Source organism: Candidatus Krumholzibacteriia bacterium (genome assembly GCA_035649275.1).
In the GTDB taxonomy this organism is placed as follows: domain Bacteria; phylum Krumholzibacteriota; class Krumholzibacteriia.
In genome coordinates this window covers 15,504-41,585 of sequence record DASRJW010000136.1, presented here as the reverse complement: position 1 = coordinate 41,585, position 26,082 = coordinate 15,504, and the positions used below count along the sequence as shown (strand labels likewise).

General features: G+C 68.8%; 22 protein-coding genes and 2 tRNA genes. 10 read left to right on the top strand and 14 right to left on the bottom strand.

Translation table 11 applies throughout. The annotated features are described in order from the left end of the window. The first annotated feature begins 37 nt into the window (after nucleotides 1–37). Entirely contained in the window at nucleotides 38–661 is a 624-nt protein-coding gene (locus VFE28_15120; GenBank protein HZM17329.1) for a thioredoxin family protein, read from the top strand. Further along, a complete protein-coding gene (locus VFE28_15115; GenBank protein HZM17328.1) occupies nucleotides 631–1,167 on the top strand; it encodes a TlpA disulfide reductase family protein in 537 nt (178 codons plus the stop codon). The genes VFE28_15120 and VFE28_15115 overlap by 31 nt, the downstream gene beginning before the upstream one ends. Here the strand turns inward: VFE28_15115 and VFE28_15110 are convergent. Next, a complete protein-coding gene (locus VFE28_15110) occupies nucleotides 1,164–3,389 on the bottom strand; it encodes a lamin tail domain-containing protein (protein HZM17327.1) in 2,226 nt (741 codons plus the stop codon). The genes VFE28_15115 and VFE28_15110 overlap by 4 nt on opposite strands. Before the next feature lie 188 nt (nucleotides 3,390–3,577). Here VFE28_15110 and VFE28_15105 point away from each other — a divergent pair, with 188 nt between their 5' ends. The 3 genes from VFE28_15105 to VFE28_15095 all read left to right on the top strand — a co-directional run bounded on the left by VFE28_15105 (nucleotide 3,578) and on the right by VFE28_15095 (nucleotide 7,691). Beyond that, nucleotides 3,578–4,723 carry a hypothetical protein gene (locus VFE28_15105; GenBank protein ID HZM17326.1) on the top strand — a complete coding sequence of 382 codons (1,146 nt, stop codon included), beginning with the start codon at nucleotides 3,578–3,580 and terminating at the stop codon, nucleotides 4,721–4,723. Between the two features lie 148 nt (nucleotides 4,724–4,871). Then, nucleotides 4,872–6,401 (top strand): aldehyde dehydrogenase family protein, encoded by a 1,530-nt coding sequence (locus VFE28_15100; GenBank protein HZM17325.1) that lies wholly within the window; start codon nucleotides 4,872–4,874, stop codon nucleotides 6,399–6,401. A gap of 6 nt (nucleotides 6,402–6,407) precedes the next feature. Further along, nucleotides 6,408–7,691 (top strand): SLC13 family permease, encoded by a 1,284-nt coding sequence (locus VFE28_15095; protein ID HZM17324.1) that lies wholly within the window; start codon nucleotides 6,408–6,410, stop codon nucleotides 7,689–7,691. Between the two features lie 45 nt (nucleotides 7,692–7,736). On the opposite strand, the gene VFE28_15090 is transcribed toward VFE28_15095, so the two are convergent. The 3 genes from VFE28_15090 to VFE28_15080 all read right to left on the bottom strand — a co-directional run bounded on the left by VFE28_15090 (nucleotide 7,737) and on the right by VFE28_15080 (nucleotide 9,440). Continuing rightward, on the bottom strand, nucleotides 7,737–8,150 hold the full coding sequence (locus VFE28_15090; protein HZM17323.1) for a nuclear transport factor 2 family protein: 414 nt from the start codon (nucleotides 8,148–8,150) through the stop codon (nucleotides 7,737–7,739). Between the two features lie 147 nt (nucleotides 8,151–8,297). Next, the gene (locus VFE28_15085; GenBank protein ID HZM17322.1) at nucleotides 8,298–8,693 is read right to left on the bottom strand and encodes a hypothetical protein; all 396 of its coding nucleotides are present in this window, start codon (nucleotides 8,691–8,693) and stop codon (nucleotides 8,298–8,300) included. A gap of 18 nt (nucleotides 8,694–8,711) precedes the next feature. After that, complete coding sequence (locus VFE28_15080; GenBank protein ID HZM17321.1) at nucleotides 8,712–9,440, bottom strand: hypothetical protein; 729 nt, start codon at nucleotides 9,438–9,440, stop codon at nucleotides 8,712–8,714. Between the two features lie 175 nt (nucleotides 9,441–9,615). Between VFE28_15080 and VFE28_15075 the strand changes: the two genes are divergently transcribed. The 5 genes from VFE28_15075 (at nucleotide 9,616) to VFE28_15055 (ending at nucleotide 14,449) form a co-directional block, all read left to right on the top strand. After that, nucleotides 9,616–10,002, top strand: coding sequence for a phage holin family protein (locus VFE28_15075; GenBank protein HZM17320.1), 387 nt, complete (start codon nucleotides 9,616–9,618; stop codon nucleotides 10,000–10,002). Then, on the top strand, nucleotides 9,999–10,202 hold the full coding sequence (locus tag VFE28_15070) for a hypothetical protein (GenBank protein HZM17319.1): 204 nt from the start codon (nucleotides 9,999–10,001) through the stop codon (nucleotides 10,200–10,202). Before VFE28_15075 ends, VFE28_15070 begins: the two co-directional genes overlap by 4 nt. Beyond that, on the top strand, nucleotides 10,195–10,896 hold the full coding sequence (locus VFE28_15065; GenBank protein ID HZM17318.1) for an alpha/beta family hydrolase: 702 nt from the start codon (nucleotides 10,195–10,197) through the stop codon (nucleotides 10,894–10,896). The genes VFE28_15070 and VFE28_15065 overlap by 8 nt, the downstream gene beginning before the upstream one ends. A 71-nt stretch (nucleotides 10,897–10,967) precedes the next feature. After that, nucleotides 10,968–13,289 carry a M14 family zinc carboxypeptidase gene (locus VFE28_15060; GenBank protein HZM17317.1) on the top strand — a complete coding sequence of 774 codons (2,322 nt, stop codon included), beginning with the start codon at nucleotides 10,968–10,970 and terminating at the stop codon, nucleotides 13,287–13,289. Then, entirely contained in the window at nucleotides 13,286–14,449 is a 1,164-nt protein-coding gene (locus tag VFE28_15055) for an O-antigen ligase family protein (GenBank protein HZM17316.1), read from the top strand. The genes VFE28_15060 and VFE28_15055 overlap by 4 nt, the downstream gene beginning before the upstream one ends. A gap of 121 nt (nucleotides 14,450–14,570) precedes the next feature. Here the strand turns inward: VFE28_15055 and VFE28_15050 are convergent, their stop codons facing one another. From VFE28_15050 to lon, 10 genes are all read right to left on the bottom strand, one after another. Continuing rightward, nucleotides 14,571–14,900, bottom strand: a complete 330-nt coding sequence (locus tag VFE28_15050; GenBank protein HZM17315.1) for an RNA-binding protein — start codon at nucleotides 14,898–14,900, stop codon at nucleotides 14,571–14,573. A gap of 164 nt (nucleotides 14,901–15,064) precedes the next feature. After that, nucleotides 15,065–15,142: transfer RNA gene (locus VFE28_15045), tRNA-Glu, on the bottom strand. A gap of 137 nt (nucleotides 15,143–15,279) precedes the next feature. After that, a complete protein-coding gene (gene lexA / locus VFE28_15040; GenBank protein HZM17314.1) occupies nucleotides 15,280–15,894 on the bottom strand; it encodes a transcriptional repressor LexA in 615 nt (204 codons plus the stop codon). Nucleotides 15,895–15,981: 87 nt separating this feature from the next. Beyond that, nucleotides 15,982–18,855, bottom strand: coding sequence for a DNA polymerase III subunit alpha (dnaE, locus tag VFE28_15035; protein HZM17313.1), 2,874 nt, complete (start codon nucleotides 18,853–18,855; stop codon nucleotides 15,982–15,984). Nucleotides 18,856–19,073: 218 nt separating this feature from the next. Then, complete coding sequence (locus VFE28_15030; protein ID HZM17312.1) at nucleotides 19,074–20,660, bottom strand: glycosyltransferase family 39 protein; 1,587 nt, start codon at nucleotides 20,658–20,660, stop codon at nucleotides 19,074–19,076. Nucleotides 20,661–20,724: 64 nt separating this feature from the next. Beyond that, nucleotides 20,725–20,800: transfer RNA gene (locus VFE28_15025), tRNA-Lys, on the bottom strand. Nucleotides 20,801–20,931: 131 nt separating this feature from the next. Further along, nucleotides 20,932–22,230, bottom strand: coding sequence for an adenylosuccinate synthase (locus tag VFE28_15020; protein ID HZM17311.1), 1,299 nt, complete (start codon nucleotides 22,228–22,230; stop codon nucleotides 20,932–20,934). A 73-nt stretch (nucleotides 22,231–22,303) separates the two neighbouring features. After that, a complete protein-coding gene (locus VFE28_15015) occupies nucleotides 22,304–22,696 on the bottom strand; it encodes a hypothetical protein (protein ID HZM17310.1) in 393 nt (130 codons plus the stop codon). Nucleotides 22,697–22,771: 75 nt separating this feature from the next. Continuing rightward, nucleotides 22,772–23,500 (bottom strand): ribosome biogenesis GTP-binding protein YihA/YsxC, encoded by a 729-nt coding sequence (gene yihA, locus VFE28_15010; GenBank protein ID HZM17309.1) that lies wholly within the window; start codon nucleotides 23,498–23,500, stop codon nucleotides 22,772–22,774. A 26-nt stretch (nucleotides 23,501–23,526) separates the two neighbouring features. Next, on the bottom strand, nucleotides 23,527–25,968 hold the full coding sequence (gene lon, locus VFE28_15005) for an endopeptidase La (GenBank protein ID HZM17308.1): 2,442 nt from the start codon (nucleotides 25,966–25,968) through the stop codon (nucleotides 23,527–23,529). Nucleotides 25,969–26,082 lie beyond the last annotated feature (114 nt).

The window sequence follows — 26,082 nt, the reverse complement described above, 5'->3', positions numbered from 1 at the left end:
CCGGCGCTGGAACAGCGCGCAACCAAAGGAGAAGCGCATGCGACCTCGAACTGTCCCGAGCCTCGGGCTCGTCCTCGCCTTCGCCCTCAACGCCGGCATCGCCGTCGCCGGCCCGGACGACCCGGAGCTCGAGATCGGCAAGAAAGGTCCCGCCTTCGAACTCCTCGGAGTGGATGGCCAAAAGCACGCTCTCAGCGAGTACTTGAGCAAGAACAAGGTCACGGCGGTGGTGTTCACCTGCAACACCTGCCCCTACTCGCAGGCCTACGAGCCGGTGCTGCTGGAGATCGCGCAGAAGTACACCAAGCAACCGGTGGCCTTCGTGCTGATCAATCCCAACGACGTCGAGGCGAAGCCCGGCGACTCCTACGAAGCCATGGTGGAGCGCGCCAAGGAGAAGAAGTATCCCTTCGCCTACCTGCACGATGCGACACAGGCCGTAGCGACCGCATACGGCGCGCAGCGCACCCCGCACGTCTTCCTCCTCGACGCGAACGGCGTCTGCACCTACCGCGGGCGCATCGACGACAGCGTCAAGCGGGAAGAAGTGAAGACCCACGACTTCACCGATGCCGTCGACGCCATGCTCGCCGGCAAGGAGATCACCACCGCCTCGACCAAGGCCTTCGGGTGCACGATCAAGTGGCGCAAGGCTTCCTGAGCCGCCGCCTCTCCGGAGTGCTCTGCGCCGCCCTCGCCGGCTTTTCGGCCTGCGGCGGCCAGAGCGCCCCGGAAACCACGCGCCTCGATCTGCCGCAGCTCCAGGCCAGGGTCGCTGCCCCCCGGTCGCATCCCCTCCTCCTCGTCTTCTGGGCCACCTGGTGCGAGCCCTGCGTGGCGGAGATGCCCGACCTCGCGGCGCTGCACGGCCGGCAAGCGGGTGCGCTCGACATCCTCGGCGTCAGCCTGGACGCCTTCCTGCATCCGGCGGAGAAGAGTCTGTCCCTGGTCACCGAGCTACTCACCCGCACTCCCATGCCATACGAGAACGTGGTGTTCGTGGGCAAACAGGACGAGCTCTTCGCCGCCTTCGACCTGCCTGGCGGGATTCCCTATGCGGTGCTCTACGACGGGAAAGGGCGAGAGCTCCGGCGCTTCGCCGGCAAAGTGGAACCGGCAGTGGTGGAAGAACTCCTCGCAGGAGCGGCAGCGAGCGAAGCGCGCTAGCGGAGGAGAACAAGACGGCCGCGCTCGTCCACGCCGGGGGCCTGCAGACGCACCACGTAGACACCCGAGGCCACCATCGCGCCCCGGTCGTCGGTGCCGGTCCAGGGGACGTCGTGCCTACCCTCGGCGAGGGGTGACTCCAGGAGCCGCCGCACGAGCCGGCCGCGGACATCGAAGATCCGCAGCGACACCGGCCTTGGACCAGCGCCCTCCAAATCGAACCGCAGGCGCGTCGCCGGGTTGAAGGGGTTGGGCCATGCCGGCAGGAGGCGCCCGCCGAACGGCAGGCCCGGAAGCACCGCCACGTCCACCGTGGTGGAGAAGGTCACTTCCACCGGTGCCGTCCACAGCCGCTGGTTGTCCGCTTGGGTGAGGCGCAGGAAGTAAACGCGTTGCACGCCGTCGCCGGGTGCCGGGTTCTCCTCGTCACGATAGACGAAACGCGAGACGTTGGAGGCTGTCGCCACCACCACCGGATCGCTCACGCCGGGCACGCCACGGAAGAGCTCGAACTGGCTCGTCGCTTCGCCGTCGGGATCGCTGACGCTGACGTCGAAGTTGACGCCGGCACCGACCAGGGCTTCGAAGCGCGATCCCATGGGCCAGCCGTCGACTTTCATGGCCACGGCGGCGTTGTGGTCCTGGGTCGCATAGGTGCGTCGGGCCGCGATGCTGGTGAGAATGAACTCCTTGGTGAGCGCTTCGGCCAGGACCGCGGTCCGGCTCTGCGTGCTCGCCCCCCAGTTGGCCGTATGGTTGTCCTGGTCGCCGAAAGCGCCGACGAAGTAACCGCGGCGGAAGGCCAGCTGGTACTGGGAATCGAAGTTGGTGTTGCCCACGTCGCTTTCGGTCGTGCTGGTCGAAGTGGCCGGGCCGTTGATGAGGGCCATGCCGCGAAGCACGGCGGCGCCGTTGCTGGTGAAGACGAGGTCGGAGAAATTCCCCGCCCCCGGATGGCACAGCTCCGCCAGCGGTCCCCACGGGCTCGGGTTGTTGAGGATGGCGGTGTAGAGCCCCGCGTAATCGTCCTGGGCGACGAAGATGTCGAAATTGCCGGCCTCCCAGCCGAAGAGCACCGGGGCCTCGAAGATGTTCACGTGGCCAGCGCTGGCCAGTCCCCACTCCTGTCCATAGATGGCGACGAACTGCCCGTCCTCGTTCGCCGCTGCCGCTTGCGCCAGACCTTGCTGGTAGAGTGCCGGGGTCATCGCGAAGCCGCCGGCGGCGTGGTTGTGGTCGGTGACGGCGAGGAAATCGAGGGGCGTCGGCGCCGAGTTCCGCGCGTACTGGTACGCCGCCGCCGGGGTGAACAGGCCATCAGAATAGCCCGTGTGCGAATGCAGGTTGCCGAAGTAGGCGTGCAGCCCGGCGGTGCGATCGGTGAAGGGCAGCGGCACGGTGCCCGAGGCGGCCGAGGGCACCGTCGACAGTGCCGAGGCGTTCTGGCAATCCAGCGTCTTCAGGGCGAAATAGTAGGTTTGCCCTGGGTCGAGACCGAAGACGGTGAAGCTGTGTACCGTCCCGGGAGTGCCGGGAAGGGGTTCGTTGAAAGCGTCTGCGGCGGCATCGAAGTTCCCTGCCGTGATCGGGACAGTGCTGTACTTCACCACGTGCAGCAGCGCCGTGCCGGTTTGCCCGTCGTTGCCGACCGCTGTCCACTGCAGATCCACCTCGCCGGCATACGACCCAGTGCTCGCGCTCAGATCGTTCACCGCGGCGGGCGCTACAGCATCGGAGGCACAGTTCGACACCCCTGGAGTCGGAGTGCGCCAGGCGAAGTTGGGCGGCTGGCTGCCGTCCGGGAGATTGGCCCAGCTCTGTCCGGTCATCGCGGCGCCGTAGGCGGTGCTGTGCACCACCGCCGCCAAGTTGCCTGTCCGGTTGCTGTTGAGATAGACCGTGTCGCCGGTATTGTTGAGATACGCCACTCCCGCGCCGCGGACGACACGGAAGTCTCCGGCCTGCAGGATCGCGCTCGTGCCGTACGCGGGGTCGAAATCCTCCGGGAGCCGGCGGCGCACGGTGGCGTCGTTGATGGTGGCGGCGTCCTCGATCGCCCAGCCAGTGACGTCCACTGCCGCCGTGCCGGCGTTGTAGACCTCGATCCACTCGTTGTTGTCGTCGATGCCCACCGGATCCGGGACCATCTCGTTCAGCCGCATCTGGGCTTCGGCGCCGAGGGGAAACAAAACGGCGAGGAAAGCGGCAAGGGCGAGACGCATGGCAGGCTCCCAAACTCAGTGAAGCTCGGTGAATTCGCGCCCCGTCGGCGCGAGCGCCTGGACGGGGAACCAAAGTCCGGAATGGGCGCCTATATTCTAGCAGCCCTCGGTGCGTCCCTTGCACCGGGATTCAGGGCCGGCTTCTGGAGGCCTGCGGCGCCGCGCCCGGCTGGCCGAGGAGACTGCTGATGCGCACCCACCCGGGTTTCCTGGAGCGGCGGCACGCGGCGCGGGTGGGGCTCGTTCTCCTCGTCTTCCTGGCTGCCGCCGTGCTTTGCCTGCATGCGGCGGTCCCCTCCTCCCTCGTTTCCTGGAACGCCGACCCCGTGCCGCCGCGGCCGGGCCCCACCGGGCTCCCGCCCGCCGCCGACCTCCCGGCCGGGGCCTGCCCTCTCTGCCGTCCGGACCCGAGCATCCCCATCGTCCAACTTGGCCCCGCGGACACGGATTCCCTCGGGCGCACTTACGCCGCCTTCAACGAAGCGCTCCTGGCGCGGGCCGATTCGCTGCTCGCCGCCGGCGCCTTCGGCCCGCCGGAGAAGGCGGCCTCCCGCGAGGCGGTGCATCTCCTGGCACGCATGCTGGCGGTGAACTCGCTCCACTACATGATCGGCTTCGCCACCGCCCCGGACCGCATCTACGAGGTCTCCGAGGCCTCCTTGCGCCAGGCCTTCGCGCGTTACTCCGACCCTGGGGTGTATCCCATTGCGCGCATGCGTCGTGGCCGCATGGGCCTGGGCCGCATCTGCGTGCACTACGACCTCACAGCCCCGCTCGACAGCACCACGGTCGTCGGCGGCGTACGGCTGCGGACGCACATCGAGGACGCCGATGTGGGCGGCAAGAAGCAGCGCGTGCTCGTTCTCGAGGTGCCCACCATCCTCTGGAGCACGGTGGACGTGCTGCTCGGCGAGCACTTCACCTGCAAAGCCGAGCTCAGCCGCAGCAACGGTCCCCCGGCGCCGTACGACCTCTACCTCTTCTACGACGTGGACGGCATGTACTTCCGCAAGTGGGGAGTGCACCAGCCGCGGGCGATGAGCTTCTGGTCGACACCGCGCGACGTCGGGCGCTTGACGCTGCCGCGGACGCCGCTGGTTGGGAGCGCGGTGTACTTGCCGCATGTCCATTTCGAGTTGCCCTTGATGCTTCCCGATCTCGGCTTCGACGACCTGCGGCTCGTGGACGTGCCGCAACCCATCCTCAGCCTCAGCTACCTGCGCGCCCAGGCGTATCCGGACTGGATGCGCCGCGCCGAGCCGCGGGGCTTCAAGGACTGGCAGAGCTACGGTCCGATCCCGCCGGACCTGCGCTTGCGCTTCCCGGATCAGTAGCGCCGCGTCGCTCCGTGCCGGGACGCCGCGGTGCCGCGATGCCCGTGTGCCGCGATGCCGCGGAGCCGTGACGCCTCCGCGGTTGCCGGAACGCTGCGGCTCCGCTATCGTGGGCCGTCGCTGCGGCCCTCGCACCCCGGGAGTTCCCATGCAACTCGACGCCAAGAAGGCACTGCTGCACCGGCTCGGCCTCCAGGAGAGCAACCCGGGGGCGTGCAGCGGGAAGTGGCTCGACACGCGCGGCGAGCCGCTCGCCTCCATCGATCCGACCACGGCCACCACGATCGCGAACGTGCGGAGCGCCACGGCGGCGGACTACGAGCGCATCGCCGCCGCCGGCGCCGAGAGCTTCCGCGCCTGGCGCCTGCGGCCGGCGCCGCAGCGCGGCGAGATCGTGCGGCAGCTCGGCCAGTTGTTCCGCACCCACAAGAGCGATCTCGGCGCCCTCATCTCTTGGGAAATGGGGAAGGTCCGCAGCGAGGGCGAGGGCGAGGTCCAGGAGATGATCGACATCGCCGATTTCGGCGTCGGTCTGTCGCGGCAGCTCTACGGCAACACGATGCAGAGCGAACGCCCGCTGCACCGGATGTACGAGCAATGGCACCCCCTCGGCCCGGTGGGCATCATCACCGCCTTCAACTTCCCCGGCGCCGTCTGGGCCTGGAACGCCATGATCGCCGCCGTCTGCGGCGACACCATGATCTGGAAGCCCTCGCACCAGACGCCTCTCGTGGCCATCGCCATCCAGCAGCTCTGCAACCGGGTCATGCAAGAGCACGGCGCCGAAGGGGTCTTCAACCTGGTGATCGGCGACAGCCACACGGTGGGCGAGGCCTTGCTCGCCGACCGGCGCGTTCCCCTGGTGAGCGCCACCGGCAGCTGCCGGATGGGCAAGCGGGTCGCCGAGGTGGTGGGCAAGCGCTTCGGCCGCAGCCTCCTCGAACTGGGGGGAAACAACGCCATCATCGTCCTGGACGACGCCGATCTCGAGCTGGCGTTGCGCGCCGTGCTCTTCGGTGCCGTGGGCACGACGGGGCAGCGTTGCACCTCGACGCGGCGGCTCTTCCTGCAGCGCGGTATCGCCGGCGGCTTCGTCGACCGTCTGGTGCGTGCTTACCGTTCGATCCGCATCGGCGATCCCCTCGATCCGGAGACACACATGGGGCCGCTGGTGAACGAGCAGGCCCTCCGCGACATGCAAACGGCCCTGGAGCGCGCTCGGGCCGAGGGCGCGGAGATCGTGGTCGGCGGCGGCCGTCTCGACCGTCCCGGCTGGTTCGTCGAGCCCGCCATCGTGCGCTCTTCCTGGCACCTCGAGGTGGCGCGGGACGAGACCTTCGCTCCCATCCTCTACGTCATGAGCGTGGAGTCCCTCGACGAGGCGATCGCCCTGCACAACCAGGTGGACCAAGGCCTGTCGTCGGCGCTGTTCACCAACAACCTGCTGGCGGCAGAAACCTTCCTCTCTGCCCGGGGTAGCGACTGCGGCATCGCCAACGTCAATATCGGCACTAGCGGCGCCGAGATCGGCGGCGCCTTCGGGGGCGAGAAGGACACCGGCGGCGGCCGCGAGGCCGGCTCGGATTCCTGGAAGCTCTACATGCGCCGGCAGACCAACACGATCAATTGGAGCCGCGAGCTGCCGCTCGCGCAAGGCGTGCGCTTCGAGGTGGGGTAGCGAGGCGTGGCGGGAGCGCTGCTCATCTTCAGCCTGACCTATGCGCTGATCGCAGCGCGCCGGGTCGGCCTCGTCCGCATCGCCCGGGCCGCGGCGACCACCGCCGGCGCCGCCGCCTGCGTCCTCGCCGGCATCCTGGCGCCCGAGCAGGCCTACGCCAGCATCGACGGCGATACGCTGATCCTGTTGCTGGCGATGATGCTGCTGGCAGCGCACCTGGATCAGGCCGGCTTCTTCGAATGGGGCGCCGCCATGGCGTTGCGCCTGGCGCGGACGCCGCAGCGCTTGTTGACCGTGCTGGTGTTCTCCACCGGGCTGCTTTCCGCCTTCCTGGTCAACGACGCCGTCTGCTTCCTGATGGCCCCGCTGCTCGTGCGCGTCGTCCGCCGCCTGCAGCTCGGCAGCACCCTCTTCCTCATGGCTCTCGCCACCAGCGCCAACATCGGCAGCGTCATGACCATCGTGGGCAATCCGCAGACGATGATCGCCGGCTCCCTGGGGAAGCTGTCGTTTTCCGGCTACTTCGCTTGTATGGCGCCCCTCGGTCTCTTCTGCCTGGCGCTGAATCGCGTCCTGCTGCCGCGCTTCTACCCGCTGCAGCGCCGCGTGCCGCCCGCCTGGGCCCGGCAGGCGGACTCCCTGGAAGCGCCCTTCGACGACGCCGACGAGCTGCCCCACGAGCTGCGGCGCACGGTGGCCGCCCAGCTCGAGCGCGGTTTGCTCCTCAAGTGCCTCCTCTGCCTGCTGGCGGCGCTCATCGGCTTCTTCGCCGGGCTCAATGTCGCCTGGTGTGCTCTCGGCGCGGCGGCCATTCTGCTCCTGCTCGTGAGCGACGACCCCCGCTCCACCTTGCGCCAGGTGGACTGGCAGCTGCTTCTCTTCGTCGTCGGACTCTTCGTAGTGGTCGGCGCCCTGCGCAGCCGGGACGCCAGCGGCGCCATGCTGGAGGCCTTGCGGCCCTGGCTGGGACAAAGTCCGGAGCGCCAGAGCTGGGCGCTGGCTTTGCTCACCCTGGTGGGCAGCAACGTGGTCGGGAACATTCCTTTCGTCTTGGCCGCCAGCGAGTGGATGCCGCAGTGGAGCGATCCTCACCTCGGCTGGATGATCCTCGCCATGGCGAGCACCTTCGCCGGCAATCTCTTCCTGGTGAGTTCCGTCGCCAACGGGCTCGTGCGCGACGCCAGCGCCGAGATCTCCCGCCTGCGCTTCCGCGACCACATGCGCTACGGCGTGGTGATCACGCTCCTCAGCACCGGGATCGGGACTTTGTGGCTGCTGCTCGTGCTCTGAGGGCGGAGTGCCGGCCCCCGAGCGGGCCGGGCCGCGCGGTGCGACTCAGGACGTCGGGGGGTCGCTGCCGGGGGCGGCCACCGGCGAGGCATGCCGATGGATCAGGAGCCAGCGACCGCGCTGCTTCTGGAAGATGTTCGTCGCCAGCGTGGTGGCGACCCTCGAGCCGTCGAGCGTGAAGGAAGAGATGCGTTCCTGGCAGGTGACCACGGCGATGGGGCCGTGGATATTCACCTCCGCCAGCAACGGTTCGATGGTGAAGGCGATGGAGCGGGTGAAGACTGCGCGCCAGCTTTCGCGGATGGTGGCCCAGCCGGAGAGCATCGTCTCCCCTGGGTGCGAGCAGCGGACCTGGGGTGAGTGCGCCCAGAGCTGCTCCAGACGCAACAGATTCTGCGCCGACAGCGCTTCGTAGAAGCGCTGGTTCACCACACGAACTCGTTCCGCCTCGCTGTGCATGAACCTCCCACGGCAGGAGCGGGCCGCATTCTAGCAGAGACCTGAGCGCCGTCCAGCAGAGACCGCGCCACGCGAGCCGGCGACGCGAGCCGGCGTCGTGCAGGTCCATGGCGCCCCACCGCGCACCGCCACGCCTGTACCGGCCGCCTACCCCAGCGCGGCGATGTCGCGCTCCAACCGCTCCAGGGCGGACCGGATGGATGCCACCGCTTCGGAGTGTCGTTGCGGGTAGCAGATGTCGCGCAGCGCCTTCTGCAACCCGAGATCGCCCAGCCAATGGATCTGCGCCTGCAAAGCCCGGCGCTCCAACTCCACCATCTCCCGTTGCGGATACTCCTCCTCCGCCTCAGCGGCGAGATAAGCGGCCACGGGTCCTTCCAGGCCGAGGAGCACATGCTGCAGCGCGTCGCGCTGCTCCTGCAAGCGTCGCCGCTGTTCCTGCAAGCGCAGCACACGCGCCGCGCGCCCGTAGGCGAGAAACGCGAGAGCCGCGGCCAGCAGCAGCGACAAGAGCGTCTGGTCCCAGGTGATCACGGCGAGCACGAGAGCTCCCTTCGCTCCTCAACGCAGCCAGCGCAGAGTCGGTGTGACACTGCCGGGCCAACCGCTGCCAGCGGCTTCGCCCTCGCCTCCCGGTCCGACGCGTTGGAGCACCGCCCGGTCCCAATCCGCCGTTTGTCGCGGTGCTTCGCTCGGCGCCAAGACGAGGAGGAGGGCGGCGCCCTGCGTCTCGAGCTCTGGCAGCGCCAGCTCGTGCACCGATCCGGCCTGCAGCACCGGGATCGCGGCGCTGCCGCCGGGAATCAAACGGCGCAGCTTGCCAGCGCCGGCTTCGTACACCAAAGCGATGGCGTCACGGTCGGGCTCGAGCACGAGGGAGGTGAGAGCGGAAGAGAGACGCGGCACCGGCACGGTCGCCAGGGAATCCAGCGTGCCGCTCCGCAACGCCGCCAGACGCACGAGACGCACTTGTGGTGGCTCCGGCGCACGGCGCGCCAGCGTCACCACCAGCACTCCCACGCCGAGGAGGACGAGGAGAAACGGCAGCCAGAGAGAGAGGAGGCGCCGGGCCAACCAGGCATGCCAGGGCACCACCTGCCGCTGGCTCAGGCGGAACGCCCGCCACTCGAGCTCGCGGAGCGCTCCGGCATTGCCAAAGGTCTGCTCTGCCAGATCCCGGCAGGCGGAGCACACCCGCAGGTGCTGCTCCACCTCCACTTTCTCTTCGCCGACGAGGAGATCGTAGCTCAGAACCTTGACACCGAGCTGCGGGTCCATGCATCGGCTCACGTCCGCCTCCGTGTCGGAGGGCTTCACCCCGCCGACGCCGCCATCCTACCCCAGGGACACAGGTGCGCGCTGGCGGGCACGAAGCAGCGCTTGCATTCGCTCGACTCTCTCCGCACCATGCCCTGGAGGCCCGGGTCTCCAAGGGCCCGCGTCATGCAAGAGAGAGGAGATCGCGATGCAGAGGTTGCTGCTGCGCTGGCTCGTCTCGGCCGTGGCGATCATCCTGGTCGCCTGGTTCCTGCCCGGCATCGATGTCGGCAGTGGCACTCCCGGCGTGGTGACCGCCCTCGTCGGTGGCGGGCTCCTCGGCGTGTTGAACCTGATCGTGAAGCCCGTGCTCGTGCTGCTCAGCTGTCCCCTCGTGCTTCTCAGCTTGGGGCTCTTTCTCTTCGTCATCAACGCCGCCGTGCTGCTCCTCGCCAGCAATCTCTCGCAGCGATTGGGATACCCATTCCATGTCGACGGCTGGCTCACCGCCCTCTTCGGCTCCATCCTGATCACCATCGTCTCCTGGCTGCTGCAGCGCGTTCTGAACGACAAGAAGAAGCAGGAGGACTCGTGAGCTCGAGCCTTCTCGTCGGCGTCGTTCTCGTGGCCACGGGAGCCCTCGATATCGTCCTCGCCCTCGTCGTCGTCGGGCCGCGCCTGCCGGAGAAGAAGCGGAAGACGGTGCAGATGTCGATGCTCCTCGGCGCCATCCTCGTCGTCGTTCTAGGAGTTCTCTTCCTCACCGGCAGCGTTGGGGGCCGGCCCGGTGCCTGAGGTCGTCCCTACGAGCGGCGAGATCGCCCTCCCCTACGGCCTCGTGCGCTGGTGGCGAGAAGGCGCGCTGCACCGCCGACCGCTGTTCCTCGCCGCGCACGGTGCCGGCGCACCGTCCGCCAGCGCCTTCATGCGAGCCTTGAGCGCCGGCCTCGATCAGCGCGGCATCGCGGTGCTGCGTTTCGATTTCCCCTACATGACCCGCGGCACCGGGCGCCGCGCCGCGCCGGATCCGGCCCCGGTTCTCCTCGCCGCCTGCGGCGCGGTCTTGCAGCTGGCGCGCTCCTGGCTCGCGGGCTCGGCCCCACCGGCGAGCCTCGCCGTCGGCGGCAAATCCATGGGCGGACGGATGTGGTCCATGCTGCTCGCGAGCGGCGAGGCTGCCGCAGTGCAGGCGGCGCTCTACTTCGGCTATCCCCTGCATCCTCCTGGCAAGCCGCAGTCGCTGCGCCGCGACCACCTCGCCGCGGTTCCCGTGCCCCAGCTCTTCGTTTCCGGCAGCCGCGACACGCTGGCTCGACTGGATCTGCTGCAGGAAACCGTGGCGGCGTTGCCCCGCGCCCGGCTGCATCTCGTCGAAGGCGGCGATCACTCTCTCGCCACCCACCGTCGCGCTCCCCCCGACGGCAGCGAGGCCTGGCTCGATGCGGCGGCGCAGTTCGTGCACGAAACCACCGCTGCTGCGGGCCGCTGAAGGTGATTGGCGCCCCAGCGGCGCTCGCACTAGAATGCATGGACCCCCTGCCCCGTTCCCAGGAGGACCCGATGCCCCGCCGTTCCCTGCTATACCTCGCTGCCTGCCTCCTTCTCCTCGGCGCACCGGCGTTCCCGGCTACCGAGCCCGAGCCTGTGGCGCGCGGCGTCTACGAGGTTCCAGCCAAGGGGGAACGGCAGCTGCAGGCGATCCTCGAGCAGGGCATCGACGTCCTCGCCCTCACGCGGCGGGGGACGCTACAGTTGAGCGCCACGGCGGCGCAGGTGGACTTCCTCCAGCGTCTCACTGGCCAGGTCGTGGTGCTGCGAGAGCCCGGAGCCAAGGCCACGATCGCCGCGCTCGACGCCAACCTCGGGGCCTATCGCACCTACGCCGAGGCGACGACGGTGATGCAGAATCTCGTCGCCGTCCATCCGACGCTGGCGTCGCTCACCTCCATCGGCCAGTCCCACGAGCTCCGCTCCCTCTACGCCCTCAAGATCTCCGATGCCGTCGGCACCGACGAGGACGAGCCGGAGGTGCTGCTCATGGGTTGCCACCATGCGCGGGAGCTCATGAGCGTGGAGATGCCGCTCCAGTTCGCCGAATACCTGCTGGCGAACTACGGCACCAATCCCCAGGTGACGCAGCTGGTCAACGAGCGCGAGATCTGGATCGTCCCCATCGTCAACCCCGACGGCTACGTCTACGTGCAGAACAACCACGGCAATCCCGATTCCGGGACCTGGTGGCGGAAGAACCGGCGCAACAACGGCGACGGCACCTTCGGCGTCGACATCAACCGCAACTATGGGTACCTCTGGGGCTATGACAACGTCGGCTCGTCGGCAACGACGTCGAGCGCGATCTACCGCGGTCCTTCCCCCTTCTCCGAGCCCGAGACCCGGGCGGTGCGCGATTTCTGCGCCAGCCGCCACTTCAAGGTCTGGCTCAGCTACCACAGCTACAGCGATCTCCTGCTCTACCCCTGGGGCTACGCGCTCGACTACACCCTGGACCACGAGATCTACCTGCGTCTCGGCGAGGAGCTCGGTGCCGGCACCGGCTACGTGGTGGGCAACCCCGCCATGGGGGCCATCTATCGCACCAACGGCGGCAGCGACGACTGGGCCTATGGCGAGACGGCGCTGAAGCCGGTGATCTACGGCTTCACCCCCGAGGTGGGGAGTTTCGAGGAGGGCGGCTTCGCGCCCGCGGAGAGCTTCATCGGCCCCTACTTCAACCTGCTCCTGCCGATGAACCTGCGTCTCCTCGAGCGCGCCGCGAACCCGGAGAAGGTGCTCGGACCGGCTCCCGTCGCGATCACCACCGTGCACGGCACCGCCGCCGGCGAGCTCGTGCTCACCTGGACGGGCAACGCGCCGAGCGATCCCAATCCCGCCACCGGCTACGAGCTCGAGGGCTACCAGATGCAAGGCTTCCAAACGCTCGGGGCGGAGAGCGCTTCGCCTTGGGTGGATCTCGCCGGCGGCTTCGCCACGAGCACCGCCCGCGCCTTCGCGGGGAGCGCGAGCTATTTTTCCGGCAACACCAACAATCTTTCCTCCACCCTCACCCTCGCCGGACCGTTCCTGGTGACGCCTTCGCAACCGGCGTTCACCTGCCGGCTCTGGTACGATGTCGAGCTCGACTACGACTACGCCTATGTGGAGGTGAGCGAGGACCAGGGCATCGTCTGGCGCCCGATCCCGGGCAACATCACCACGACCCTCGACCCGAACGTCGCCAACCTCGGCAACGGCATCACCGGTACGAGCGGCGGCAGCTGGGTGTTGGCGAGCTTTCCGCTGAACGCCTATTTCGGCCAGGAAATCATGCTCCGCCTGCGCTACGACACCGACGGCGGCGTCCTCGGCCAAGGCGTCTACGCCGACGTCCTGAATCCGATACCGGCCTTCGGCATCCACAGCACCCTGGCGACCGGCATCTCGTCACCAAGCCATGCCTTCGTGCCTGCGGCGCTCGGCAGCTGGCTCTACCGCGTCCGCGGCACCGACGCCGACGGCGACATCGCGCGCTGGAGCCTGAGCTTCGCCGTCCAGGTCACGAACCCGAGCGATGTGGTTTCGACGCCGGCCTTCGTGACCAGACTGCAGCAGAACGTTCCGAATCCGTTCAATCCCTTCACCACGTTGCTCTACACCGTGGGTGGCACGGGCCAAGGACAGCGGCGGGTCGAGCTCGCTGTCTTCGACGCCGCGGGCCGGAGGGTGGCGACGCTGGTGCAGAGTTCGCTCCCTCCCGGCCAGCACCGCGCCACCTGGGACGGGACGGGGACGAGCGGCACCCGGCTCCGCTCGGGCGTCTACTTCGCCCGCTTGCTGGTGGACGACGAGACGGTGCAGACGCGGAAGCTCTTGCTCCTCGAATGAACGCCGCCCCGGTGTCGCGTTGGCGCGAGCGCACGGAGGCGGGACTCGCCGCCAGCCTCTACGCCATTCCCTTGACCGTCTCGTGGACCGTGGCCGGGGCGCACATCGCCGCCGGTCTCGCCGCCGCCCTCGCCCTGCTCCTCGGCGGTTGCTGGCGCCGCTGGCCTGTGGTGCGTACCCGGGCGGACTACGCTTTCCTCGCCTTCGCCGTCGCCGCCTGCCTCGCGGCTCTCTTCGCTCTCCCGCCCACCTCCGACCCGGTGCCGCTCAAGAAGCTCCTGCTCATCCCCATCGTGCACCTCGTTGCCTGCACCCTCGTGCCGCCGCAGCGGGCAAGGACCGCGCTGCGACTCTACGTCGGTGCGGTGGCGCTCACCGCTGCCCTGGCTTCGACGCTCTTCCTCCTGCAACACCACCCCATGGGGGATCGACTGCGGTCGACGACGCATTACATGACCCTCTCCGGCCTGCTCGTTCTCGCCTGGCCCATGGCAGTTGCCGTTGCCGCTCGCGGGCCCCATCGCCGCCTCTACGCTCTCGCCACCGCGGCTCTCACCCTGGCCCTGGTGCTCACCTTGACCCGAGGTGCTTGGCTGTCACTCCCGGTCGCCGTCGTCGCCATGCTCGCTCGCACCCGGCCGCGCTGGCTCTACCTCGTCCCCGGGCTCATGCTGGCGAGCTATTTCCTCCTGCCGCCGGCGTACCGGGAGCGCCTGCGCACCAGCTTCGATCCCACCTACACCTCCAACTCCGACCGATTGCAGATGTGGCAGACCGGCCTCGCCATGTGGCGCGACCGGCCTGTGACCGGGGTCGGCCTCGGGGACCTGCAGCCCCTCTATCGCACCTACGCTCCCCCCGGTGTCGAACGCGTCTATGGGCATCTGCACAACAACTGGGTGCACGTGTTGGCCACCATGGGGACGCTGGGAATCCTCGCCTTCGGCTGGCTCATGCTGCAGGGCGGCCGGATCGTGCACGCCGCCCACGCCGCCGCCACACCGGAGCTCCGCGCTCTGGCTCTCGGGGGCTGGGGCAGCTTCTGGGCCTTCCAGACCATGGGGCTCTTCGAATGGAACTTCGGCGACGTGGAGGTGACGATCGCCTTCTATTTCCTCCTCGGCGTCTTCGCCGCCTTGGAGCGATCCACCCAGCGTTGAGACCGAATCCGCTTCGACGGCGGTCGCTGCCGCTGCGGCACCCACGCCCGAGCGGGTAGGGCAGAAACAACGAGAGCCTCGTTCCGCCGCGGAACGAGGCTCCCTGTTCGCTGCGCCGGGTCTACCAGCGTTCCCTGCGCCCGCCGCCGCCGCCGTATCCGCCGCCGCCGCCACCGCCACCGCCACCGAAGCCGCCACCGCCACCCCGCTTACGTTCCTGCGCCTCGTTGACGTTGAGAGGCCGGCCGTTCCACTCGTAACCGTTCAGCGCCCGCATCGCAGCCTGGGCCCCGTCCTCGTCCATCTCGACGAAGCCAAAGCCTCTCGGCCGTCCCGTCTCCCGATCGTTGATCAGGGCCACGGAGTGCACCGTCCCGTGCTTCTCGAACATGGTGCGCACCTCGGCCTCGGTAGCGGTGAACGGCAAATTTCCGACGTACAGTTTCTTCACGTGATTCGTCTCCAGGAACCGGCTCCGACATTCGCTCGACCCGAGCCGAGGACGCCGACCCAACCAGCGACGGTCGGCGTCTCGTTTCCAGCCCGGAGCTGACCGGATGGAGAGAGCATAGCAGATGGGGGGAAGCGCCGACGCCCCGACCTGATCGGGCAAAATGGCGTCCCCAACGGGATTTGAACCCGTGTTGCCAGAACGAAAATCTGGAGTCCTAGACCAGCCTAGACGATGGGGACGCCAAAGGAGGGCGGCTGGGTCGCCAGAGGCCGGCACGCTAACACCGCCCCCTAAACCCTGTCAACCGCAGGTCGGAGCGAAGCAGTCCGCATTCTCGACGGACCCAGCGAAGCTGGGTCAGAGATCCTGACGTGGCTCAAAGGAGGCGGAAGACACCGACGACTTTGCCGAGAATGCGCACCGACACCGACGCCGGGTCGACGACCACCGGGCGCAGAGTTGCGTTCGCCGGCTCCAAACGCACGAGCCGGCCTTGCCGGAAGAAGCGCTTCACCGTGGCTTCCTCGTCCACGAGCACGGCGACGATCTCGCCGTCCTCGGCGCTCTCCTGCGCCCGCACCAGGATCAGATCGCCGTCGCAAATGTGCGCCTCCACCATGCTGTTCCCTTGCACGGTGAGCATGAAGTCGGTGCCGCGCACGAGGCTGCGATCGAGCACGAACGTCTCTTCCACGTTTTCCGTGGCGAGCAACGGCGCTCCTGCGGCGATGCGCCCGAGCAGCGGCACCCGTTCGCCTTCCGCAGCGGAGGGCAGATCCACGACCTCGATGCCGCGGCTCAGGTCGGCGTGACGACGGATCTTCCCTTTGCGCTCCAGCGCCGCCAGGTGGTCGTTGACCCCCTTGGTAGAGCGAATTCCAAAGGCTAGACCGATCTCGCGCAGGGTGGGCGGAAAACCCCTCGTCTGAATCGTCTCGACAATGAAGGCCAGGATCGAACTCTGGCGCTCCGTGAGCGGTTTCGGAGCCACGCGGCTCTCCTTGTCTGGCACTGGTGTGAGGTGCGTGTAAAGATACACTGGAACCAGGTCCCCTGCCCACCCCCGGACAGCGCGACCCTAGGGTCGCAGGGTCTCGCCTTCGCCGCCGTGACGCGAACGAATGCGGCCCACGATCCACAATCGGGGCGATCCACCCACTCCTCGCCCCCCAGGGTGCGAGGTCCGGCTCGCGGCTCGGCGTGACGCGCCGCCGCGACCTCGCGCTCCACCGGGCGTGGTCGACTGCTCCGTTCCTCTGCCTCCCGGTGTCTCTACCTCGCCGAAGGGCAGCTCCATCTGCGCCGCTGCCGGGCCCGGCCGCGGGGACGCGGCAGCGCCGCGTTCTACCGGCGTGCGGGGCGTCCCGAGGGAGGCAAAAGCACCGGCGCCGATCAGGCTCTCGAGGGCGCGCTGCGGCAGCTCGTGCAGCCGGCGGCGGAATTCCTGCAGCGAGCGGAAGGGCCCGTGCTGCTCGCGCTCTTCGATGATGCGCTCCGCCAGTCCAGCTCCGATGTGACGCACCAAGGTCAGGCCCAGACGAATGCCTTCGTCTTCGATGCGGCACTGGCTCGCGCTCCGCTGGATGTCCACGTCCAGGAGCCGCACCTGGCGCTCCACGGCCTCGCGCAGGATCGCTTCGTGACGCTCCGGTTGTCCCACCTCGTGGTTGAGCAGCGCGGTGAAGAACTCCAACGGATGATGCGCAGCGAGATAGGCGGAGCGATAGGCCAGCAACGCCTGCGAGGCCACATGCGCCTCGCACGCCAGGGAGCCCGCGGCCGCGACCAGCCGCGTGAAGAGCTCCTCCGCCACCGGCAGCGTGATCCCTCCCTCCACGGCACCGCAGAGGAAGCGCGCCCGCTGTGCCGCCAGGTTGCCCCATTGACGTTGCACGAGCGCGACGCGCAGGGAGTCGGCCTCCTCGAGGTCGTAGTGTCCGAACGCCGCGGCCAGCTGCATCCATTGCTCCTCGTAGAGCAGCTCTCCCCGTGTCCGCTGCAGAATGTCTTGCGCTGGCGCCAGCGTTGCCGCCGGCAAGGCCCCCGCACTCGCACGCTCTTGCACTCCGCCGCGCTCGCCCGCCAGCAGGGCCACGAGAGCGGAGAAACGCGCCGGCTGCGCTTGACGCAGCAATCCCTGCATCCGCGGGCTCTCGAGCTGCGGAATTCCCAGCGTCGCGCCGCGAGCGAGCAAGCGGTAGGTGGATTCGTCGTCGAGGCTGAGCCCCTGCAGATCGAGGGACGCCCCGGTGCGGCGCTGCCGGTGCTGCACGGCCTCCGCCTGCAAGCTAGCGTGCCGGGAGCCGTGCACGTGCAGCCGCCAGCAGCCGAGCAGGTCCGCGTCCTCGCTCGTGGCTTGCGCCACGATCCGTGCATTCGTCTGCCGTTCCAGCGCCACCAGACCATGCAGCCCCGCGGGCGCGAGCAGAAGCCCGCTCGGGCTGGCGACGAGGCGCTGCGCCAGGCCTTCGAGGCGGGTGGAGATCTCGAGGAGCACCTTGAGGCGCGGATCGTTCCAGGCCTGTGCACGCTCTTTCGCCGGTTCGGACCATGCCCCGTCCTCGGGCAGGCGCAAAACCCGAGCGAGGGCAGTCCGGGTTTCGGCGTCGCTGCCGAGGGCGGTGGCAGCCAAACGTACGGCTCCCCGCGTCGACAGGCGTTCCACCACGCCGAGGGCCGCGACCCGCTGCCCACCGAGACGGCGCCGCACCCAGTCGAGCAGCTCTTCGCGCCGGTGGTGCTCCACTTCGAGCTCGAATTCCGGGAGCCCGCGGCGGGAGCGAGAAAGGAAACGCTCGAAGAGCAAGCCATGGGCGAGCGGATCGAGGGGCGTGATGCCGAGCAGGTGGGCTACCAGGCTGCCCGCCAGGCTGCCGCGGCCGGGGCCACAGGAGATGCCCTCCTCCTTGGCATGACGCGCCACGTCCTGGACAAGGAGAAAGCAGCTTGCCAGCTTCTTCTCTTCGATGTTTTCCAGCTCGTGGGCGATCCGGTCGCGGGCCTCGACGGGCACGTCCTGGTAGCGCACCGTGCCATAGCGATCGCAGGCGGCGCGTTCACACTGCAGCCGGAGCTCGAGGCCCGGGTCACGGCCGGAGGTGGTGGGGAGGACGGCCGTTCCCCGGGGCTCCGGCTGCAGTTCCAGCTGACAGCGTTCGGCCACCCGACGCGTTTGCTCCAGCACCTCGGGCAAGTCGCGGAAGAGATGTTGCATCTCCACCGGGCTGCGCAGGTGCTGCCGCGGACGCGGCGGCCGCCGGGCGGGATCCGCCACGGTGCGGCCGGCGGCGAAACAGTGCAGCACTTCATATTGCCGCGCTTCCTCGGCATCGAGGTAGCGCGTGTCGTTGGCTGCCACCACCCGGAGCCCGAGACGTCGCGCCAGGTGGAGCACGAAGGGTTCGTACAGCGTTTCGGCGCTCTCGCCGTGGCGTTGCAACTGCAGGAAGAAGTTCTCCACCCCGAACACCTCGCGCAACTGCGCTGCCAGGCGCTCGGCTTGCGCCGGGAGCTCTTCACCGTAGGCGCGGTACACCGGACCCTCGCGGCCGCCGTCGAGGGCAACCAGACCGTTGCCTGCGTTCTCCAGGTCCGCCAGCGTCACGCCTGGCTCGTCGTGGCCGCGCTCCAGGTGCGCCAGGCTGACCAGGTGGAGGAGGTTGCGGTAGCCGCCCGTATCGGCGGCGAAGAGCACCAGCTCCGGCGGAGGTTCGTTCCGGTCGCCCCGGCGGGGTAACTCCTCGAGAAGACGGAGACGCGCACCGAGGAGGGGGCGCAAGCCCGCCTCCCGCGCCGCCAGGGCGAAGCGCGGCAGCGCCAGGGTCTCGTGCAGGTCGGCTACACCGAGAGCGTCGAAGCCGAGGGCACGGGCTCTCTCGACGAGATCGTGCACACGGCAGAGCGAGTCGAAGAAGCTGTATTCGGTGCGAACCGTCAGGGGCACGTACGTCATCTGCGCTCCTCCGCTCCACGGGTCGTGGCCCGCCGGACCCGCGCGCCATCCGGGTTGGTGGATGGCCGATCGCCTGGTCTGCAGGTTTCGCCCCGCGGGTTGATCGACGCCAACACGGCGACAGATGCATAGTAGGATGCAAACGTTTAGTAGTCAAGCCGCTCTCTGTCGGGCCCGCCAAAGTTCTCTCAAGGTATTGTGATCATGCTTTTTAACGATCAGGAACGGGACTCGGAAGCGCTCCGGCCCGGATCCGGAGGGCGCAGGGGATGGAGTCGTGGCGGCGGTTCGAGCTGGAAACGGTGTACCTGGATGCCGACGAAGGAACGGGTGCTGGAGCTGTAGGCGCGCTCGCCGCAGGCCTGGCGCAGATGGCCGGCGGGATCGAGCTTCTCTGGCCTGCACTCGAGGTACCAGAGCACGGGAGCATCGCCGACGATGCGGTCGAGATAGCGCCGTGCCGCCTCCGGGCTGTCGCCGCTACCTGGCTCGGCGAGACGGATCTGCTGGGGCAGACGATCGTAGTAGCGCAGCGAGAAGCCGAGATTGATGTGCAGGACGAGGTCCTTGGCGCCCGCGTGCGCCAGCAGGTATTCCACCACGCCCCGCGTGTCGTCTCGACCATAGCGCGGCACGAAGAGATAGTTGCCGCAGGACCACAGGCTGCCGACGAGCGCGATCGTTGCGATCACGATCCGCCCGCGCCGCGGCAAGCTCCAGATCCCTTGCGCCACGAGAGCCAGGAAGGCGGGCTGCAGCACCGAGAGATAACGTGGATTGAAAGGCTTGATGTTCAGAGCGGCGAGCCAGAGCGTACATGCTGCCACCGCCAAACTCGGGACCACGAGCAGCCAGGCGGCGGGCCAGCTCGCTCGCTTCAGCAAGCCCACCACGAAAGGCACACCGAAGCCGGCGAGGACGAGGGCGAGCGCGGGCAGGTGCCGCCACGCCAGCGCCGCGCCCGGATCACGGCGCAACTCTTCCAGCGTCGGCCCCAAGCTGTAGCCGGCAGCGAAGGTGTACGCCGTGTACGGCAAGCCCATGGGATGCAAGGTGGTGTCGCCGCGGAGCGGCTCGCTCTCCCCGATCCCGGCTTCCACCCCCACGAGCCGCTCGGCCCGCACCTGCTTCTGCACTTGCAGGAAATACGGCAGCAGCAGCACGCCGAGCAGCACCTGACTCGCCGCCCACACCACGAGCGCACGGCGACTCCGCCGCCAGACGAGAAACAACCACACTTGCACGCCGCCGGCGAGGAACAGACCGTTGAGGTTGCTCAGGATGCCGAGCAACTCGACGAGGACGAGACGGCCGGCCGCGAGAGGGCGCGGCCTCTGGGCGCAGTCCAGCGCCGCCAGCAGCATCAGACTGGCGAAGAGGAGTGTGAAGGCGTAGTTGCGCACTTCCTGCGAGTAATACAAACCGAAGGGCGAAAATGTCGCCAGGACCGCCGCCAGGAGCGCCACGCGTTCGCCCCACAGCCGTCGCACCAGCGCCGCCAGCGCCGGCACGGCGAGGCTGCCGGCGAGGGCGGACGGCAAGCGCAGGCACCATTCGGCGCTCGAAATGCGGCTCGCAGCGTAGATCGCCAGCGCGTGCAGCGGACCGTGGATGTCCTGCAACACCGTCCGCCAGCCGCGCGCTTCGATCTCGCCGATCCAACCGAGCGACATCCCTTCGTCGATCCAAATGCTTTGCGCGCCGAGGCGGAACAGGCGCAGGCAGAGCGCGAGCACGGTGAGCGCGCCGAGCCAGCGGCAGGTTCCGCGGACCCGATCTCGCGGCGGCAGAGGCAGGAGCGCCACAGAGGACTCCACAGCGGCGAACGACAGCGAGCCTCCCGGCGGGGAGGCTCGCGTCGTCGCGGTTTGGTGAGCCGCCCAGGACTCGAACCTGGCACCGTCTGCTTAAAAGGCAGATGCTCTACCGGATGAGCTAGCGGCTCGCATAAGAGTAACTCTATGCGGCCTCGCATCTTATCACTGACGCAGGGGTCTGTCCATCGAAGCAGCCGAGGCCGCCTTGAGAGGACGAGCGCAGGACGCTCCGGTGCAAGGGTCCGCGGTGGCGCTCTGGCTACCGTATCGGAGCGGCAGCGCCGAGACGCAGCGTGCTGTCGCGCTCGGCACCGACCGACAGGAGCCGCACGGTCACACCCACGAGCTCTTCCAGGAGGGCGATGTAACGCCGCGCCGCCGGCGGCAACTCCTCTTCCCGGCGGCAGGCGACGGTGGGTTCCTGCCAGCCTTCGATCTCGACGTAGCGCGGCGTGCAGCTCTCCAGCGTCTCGGTTTCGTTGGGGAAGTGGCGCAGCACGCGGCCGCCACACTCGTAGGCCGCGGCGACGCGCAGGCGCTCGAAGCCGTCCAGCACGTCCAATTTGGTGAGCGCGAGCTCGGTGCAGCCCGAGAGCCGCACCGCATGCCGCACGGCGACGGCATCGAACCAGCCGCAGCGGCGCGGCCGTCCGGTGGTGACACCGAACTCCTGCCCCAGCTGCCGCAGCCGCTCGCCGGTGTCGCCGGGGATCTCGGTCGGGAAAGGGCCGCTGCCCACACGGGTGGAGTAGGCCTTGGCCACCCCGATCACGCCGTCCACGTCGCGCGGCGCGAGGCCGCAGCCGGCGAGCACGCCGGCCGCGGTGCAGGCACTCGAGGTCACGTAGGGATAGCTGCCGTGATCGAGATCGAGAAGCACCCCTTGCGCGCCTTCGAGGAGCACCTGCTTGCCGTCGTCGAGGAGCTCGTGCAAGCGCGCGGTGGTGTCGCAAAGGAGCGGCGCCAGCGTGCCGGCGACAGCGACCACTTGCTCCACCATCTCGTCCACCGAAAAGTCCAGCTCCGGATCGAGAGCCCGCAACAACTCGAGCTTGCGCTCCGCCGCGCGGCGCAACGTCTCCTGCAGTCGCGCCGCCGGCTGGCGCAAGAGCCCGAGCTGCAGGCCGAAGCGCCCGGCTTTGTCGGCGTAGGCGGGCCCGATGCCGCGGCCGGTGGTGCCGATGCCGCCGGCGCCGCGCCGACGTTCCTCCAGCTGGTCCTGCACTCGGTGGTACGGGAGCACCGCGTGCGCCGCCGTGCTCAGGCGCAAGCGCGAACGGATCTCGATCCCGGCGCTCTCGAGCGCGCTGATCTCGGCGCCGAGCGCCAGCGGGTCCACCACCATGCCGTTGCCGAGGAGGATCTCGCAGTGCTGCCGCAGGGCCCCCGAGGGCACCAGATGCAGGGCGACCTTGGCGCCCCCGACGACCACGGTGTGCCCGGCGTTGGCGCCCCCCTGGCAGCGGACCACGGCGTCCGCATCGGCGCTCAGGTAATCGACGATCTTACCCTTGCCCTCGTCGCCCCACTGCGCTCCCAGCACGATGCGGCACGGCATGGTCTCCCCCTCGCACGCACTCCCGCCATCACCGGTGACACCCGGCGCCGGCACAGGCACATTCACACGGAAATCAGCGGAACAGCAGTTTCAAGCTCTGCCAGGTCGTGGTGCTGAGCTGCAAAGCGCAGCCGGATTCGCCGGGATTGCCGCGCTCCTCCGTGCGCCCCACATCCAGCTTGCCGTCACCGTCTTCGTCGCTGAGCTCGAAGCCATTGGTGCAGTTGTCGCCGTCGGCGCCGCTGCGCGCCAGCTTCGCATCCCAGTGCGAGGCGTTGTCCTTGAAGGCACGGCCGAAAGGATTGAGGGCTGCTTGTGCCGTGCTCGGATCCTGGATGGTGTGGCAGTTGAGGCAGCGGAAGCGGCTGGAGGTCGGCAGCGCCTGCATGAGAGTGGGCGTGGCCTGAACCTGCGCCACGGCGGCGAAGGAGAGGAGCGTGAGAGCCACGGTCAGCCATCGCTGCATGCAACACCTCGCGCTGCAGGAGCATCCTGCCCAGACCATCGCGAACCTAAGTATAGGTAGCGGCTCGCGCTCCGGTCAATGGCGCCCCCGTCGCCGGGGTGGTCCAGGGAACGACGCGGCACTCCCATCCATGGCGCCGGCATGGCCCGGCGTGCCCCGCTGCAGACTAGCATCGACCGGGCCCATTCCGACCGGCGGCGCACTGAGGCCTGCCGGTGGCAGCGAGAGCGCCATCCCGAGCCAGCCCAGGAGCTCTTCCCTTCCCTCCCCGGTCCGGCTCGAGTAGGGAACGAGGGGCAGATCACCCGGGAGCTCCAACGCCGCTAGCAGGCGCAAGAGCGCCCCGCGGCGCTCGCCGCGGCCGAGCTTGTCGATCTTCGTCGGCACCAGGCAGAAGTGCAGGCGCGCCTCGAGCAGCCAGGCGATCATCTCCCGATCCTGCGCCGAAGGCTCGTGCCGGCAATCCAGGAGCTGGATGACCCCGACGAGCTGCCGCCGCTCTTGCAGGTAGGCCTGCATCGTCCCGCGCCAGCGTCGCAGCACCGCCTGCGGGACAGCTGCATGACCGTAGCCCGGAAGGTCGACCAGGTGGAAGCGCTCGTCAACGCGATAGAAATGCAGCAGCTGGGTTTTTCCGGGCGTGCGCGACACCCGCGCCAGGTCCTTGCGCCGGAAGAGACTGTTGAGAAGCGAGGACTTGCCCACGTTGGAACGCCCGGAGACCGCCACCTCCGGTTCCGCACCGCCGGGCAAGTCGGCGGCGGTGGCGGCGCTGCAGACGAGCTGCACCGATTGGATGCGCACGGGGTCTCCTGCGGGCCGGGGCGGCTTCAGTGCGTGTAGTGCGCCGCCTCGGTTCCGGACGCCGGGCGGGAGCGGGAGCGCGTGCGGCGGCGCAGCGCCTGCGCCAGCACCTGCTCCATTCCCTCGACGGTGACGATGGTGAGCCGCTGCCGCACCGTCTCGGGCAGCTCCGCCAGATCCTTGGCGTTCTGGTGCGGCACCAGGATGGTGCTCACACCGGCGCGCAGCGCCGCCACCGCCTTCTCGTTCAGTCCGCCGATGGGCAGCGCCTTGCCGCGGAGCGTGATCTCTCCGGTCATGGCGACGCGGCGATGCACCGGCAGCCCGGAGATCAAGGAGGCCAGCGCGGTGGCGATGGCGAGCCCGGCGCTCGGCCCGTCCTTGGGGATCGCCCCTTCCGGCACGTGCACGTGGATGTCCTTGCGATCGAAGACCGAGGGCTTGGCGCCGAGCTTGCGGGAGATGGAACGCACGTAGGAGAGCGCCGTGCGCGCCGACTCCTTCATCACGTCGCCGAGCTGCCCGGTGAGGATGAGTTGCCCCGTACCCGACATCATGGTGACTTCGATGGGGAGGATCTCGCCTCCCGTGGAGGTCCATGCCAGACCCGTGGCGACGCCGACCTCGGCGACATCGGGCACTTCCTTGCCGGTGAACGGCGGCACCGAGAGGTAGCGCTCCACGTCCTGGCGGTCGATGCGGAGCCGCTGCCCGCGGCTCGCGCTCCCGGCGCGCCGCGACGGCTTACCGCTCGGCGCCGGACGCTCGGCGATCTGGCGGGCGACCTTGCGGCACAGCTTGCCGATCTCGCGCTCCAGATGACGGACGCCGGACTCGCGGGTGTAGCGGTGGATGATCGTGTGCAGCGCCGCGTCGGTGGCTTCCAAATGCCCCGCCCCCATGCCGTGCTCGCGCAACTGCTTCGGCAGCAGGAAGTGCCGAGCGATCTGGGCCTTCTCGTGGTCCAGGTAACCGGGGAGCTCGATCACTTCCAAGCGATCACGCAACGCCGGCGGCACCGGATGCAGCACGTTGGCGGTGGTGATGAAGAGCACCTTAGAGAGGTCGAAGCCCACCTCCAGGTAGTGATCGCTGAAGCTGTGGTTCTGCTCCGGATCGAGGGCCTCCAGCAGCGCCGACGACGGGTCGCCGCGGAAATCCATCCCCAGCTTGTCGATCTCGTCGAGGACGAAGACCGGGTTGCGGCTGCCGCATTTGCGCAGGGATTGCACGATACGGCCCGGCATGGCGCCGATGTAGGTACGCCGGTGGCCGCGGATTTCCGCCTCGTCGCGGATGCCGCCCAAGGAGACGCGGACGAACTTGCGGCCCAGGGCGGTGGCGATGGAGCGGCCGAGAGACGTCTTCCCCACCCCCGGCGGGCCAACGAGACAGAGGATCGGACCGCGCAGCGTCCGGGTCAGCTTCAGCACCGCCAGGTACTCCAGGACGCGCTCCTTCACCCGATCGAGGCCGTAGTGATCGGCGTCGAGCCGGGTCTTGACGCGGACGAGGTCGAGGCGGTCCCGGGTGAGCTTCTTCCACGGCAGGCTGGCCAGCGTTTCCAGGTAGGTGCGCACCACCGCGGCTTCGGGAGAAAGCCCGGGCATCTTCGCCAGACGATCGAGCTCCTTGTAGGCGACCTCCCGGGCCTCGCGGCTCATGCGGGCGCGTTCGACGGCGGTGGCCAGATCGTCCACCTCGCCGCCCCCCGCCTCCTCGTGCCCGAGCTCCTTGCGGATCGCCTTCAGGCGCTCGTGCAGGTACATCTCCTTCTGGCTCTTCTGCACCTGGCTCTTGATCTCGCCTTCGATCTTGTGCTCGATCTGCAGGATCTCGAGTTCCTCGTTGAGGACGCGAGTCAGCCCGCGGTAGCGCCGCACCAGGTCGGTGGCATTGAGGAGCTGCTGCTTCGTCGGCACCTTGCACACCAGATGCGCCGCCACGGCATCGGCGAACTGCCCATGGGGCTGCAGCTGCAGCACCTCGCGCAGCACTTCCTCGGGGACGCGGCGGCTCAACTCCACGTAGCGGGTGAAGAGCGTGGCCACGCTGCGTTGCTGCGCCTCCACTTCCGTTCCCCCGGCGCTCGTGTCCGGGAGCACGGCGAAGCGGGCGCGGAGCGTCTCCCCCGAGCCCTCCAAACCCGCGAGGCGAGCCCGGACCAAGCCTTCCAACAGCACCTTGCTCGAGCCGTCCGGGAGCGGCAGCACCTGCACCACCCGGCACACCGTCCCCACGGCGCACAGATCGGCGTCGCGCGGCGTGTGGACTTCCGCGGTGCGCTGGGCGGTGGCGAAGAGCAGGCGCTCCGCCGCCACCGCGGCCTGCACCGCCGCCAGCGAGGCGGGGCGCCCGACCAAGAGCGGCACCACCTGATGGGGGAACACCACGACGTCCCGCAGCGGCAGCAAGGGCAGCGCCGCCGGGATCTCCCAGGTCGTGCCTTGGAACTGGATCTTGCTCATGCCAGCTTCCCCCCGAGGACGGGCGCGGGGCGCCGCGCGCATGGTTCGAATCTAGGTGGGGGCACCCCGGGCGCCAAGGGTCCCGGGAGACAGAAAAAAACCGAGGCGGGCCTC

Coding starts and splice junctions, on each gene's coding strand:
- VFE28_15120 (HZM17329.1), top strand. CDS start 38: ATGCGACCTCGAACTGTCCCGAGCCTCGGGCTCGTCCTCGCCTTCGCC.
- VFE28_15110 (HZM17327.1), bottom strand. CDS start 3,389: ATGCGTCTCGCCCTTGCCGCTTTCCTCGCCGTTTTGTTTCCCCTCGGC.
- VFE28_15105 (HZM17326.1), top strand. CDS start 3,578: ATGCGCACCCACCCGGGTTTCCTGGAGCGGCGGCACGCGGCGCGGGTG.
- VFE28_15100 (HZM17325.1), top strand. CDS start 4,872: ATGCAACTCGACGCCAAGAAGGCACTGCTGCACCGGCTCGGCCTCCAG.
- VFE28_15090 (HZM17323.1), bottom strand. CDS start 8,150: ATGCACAGCGAGGCGGAACGAGTTCGTGTGGTGAACCAGCGCTTCTAC.
- VFE28_15075 (HZM17320.1), top strand. CDS start 9,616: ATGCAGAGGTTGCTGCTGCGCTGGCTCGTCTCGGCCGTGGCGATCATC.
- VFE28_15060 (HZM17317.1), top strand. CDS start 10,968: ATGCCCCGCCGTTCCCTGCTATACCTCGCTGCCTGCCTCCTTCTCCTC.
- VFE28_15055 (HZM17316.1), top strand. CDS start 13,286: ATGAACGCCGCCCCGGTGTCGCGTTGGCGCGAGCGCACGGAGGCGGGA.
- dnaE (HZM17313.1), bottom strand. CDS start 18,855: ATGACGTACGTGCCCCTGACGGTTCGCACCGAATACAGCTTCTTCGAC.
- VFE28_15020 (HZM17311.1), bottom strand. CDS start 22,230: ATGCCGTGCCGCATCGTGCTGGGAGCGCAGTGGGGCGACGAGGGCAAG.
- VFE28_15015 (HZM17310.1), bottom strand. CDS start 22,696: ATGCAGCGATGGCTGACCGTGGCTCTCACGCTCCTCTCCTTCGCCGCC.
- lon (HZM17308.1), bottom strand. CDS start 25,968: ATGAGCAAGATCCAGTTCCAAGGCACGACCTGGGAGATCCCGGCGGCG.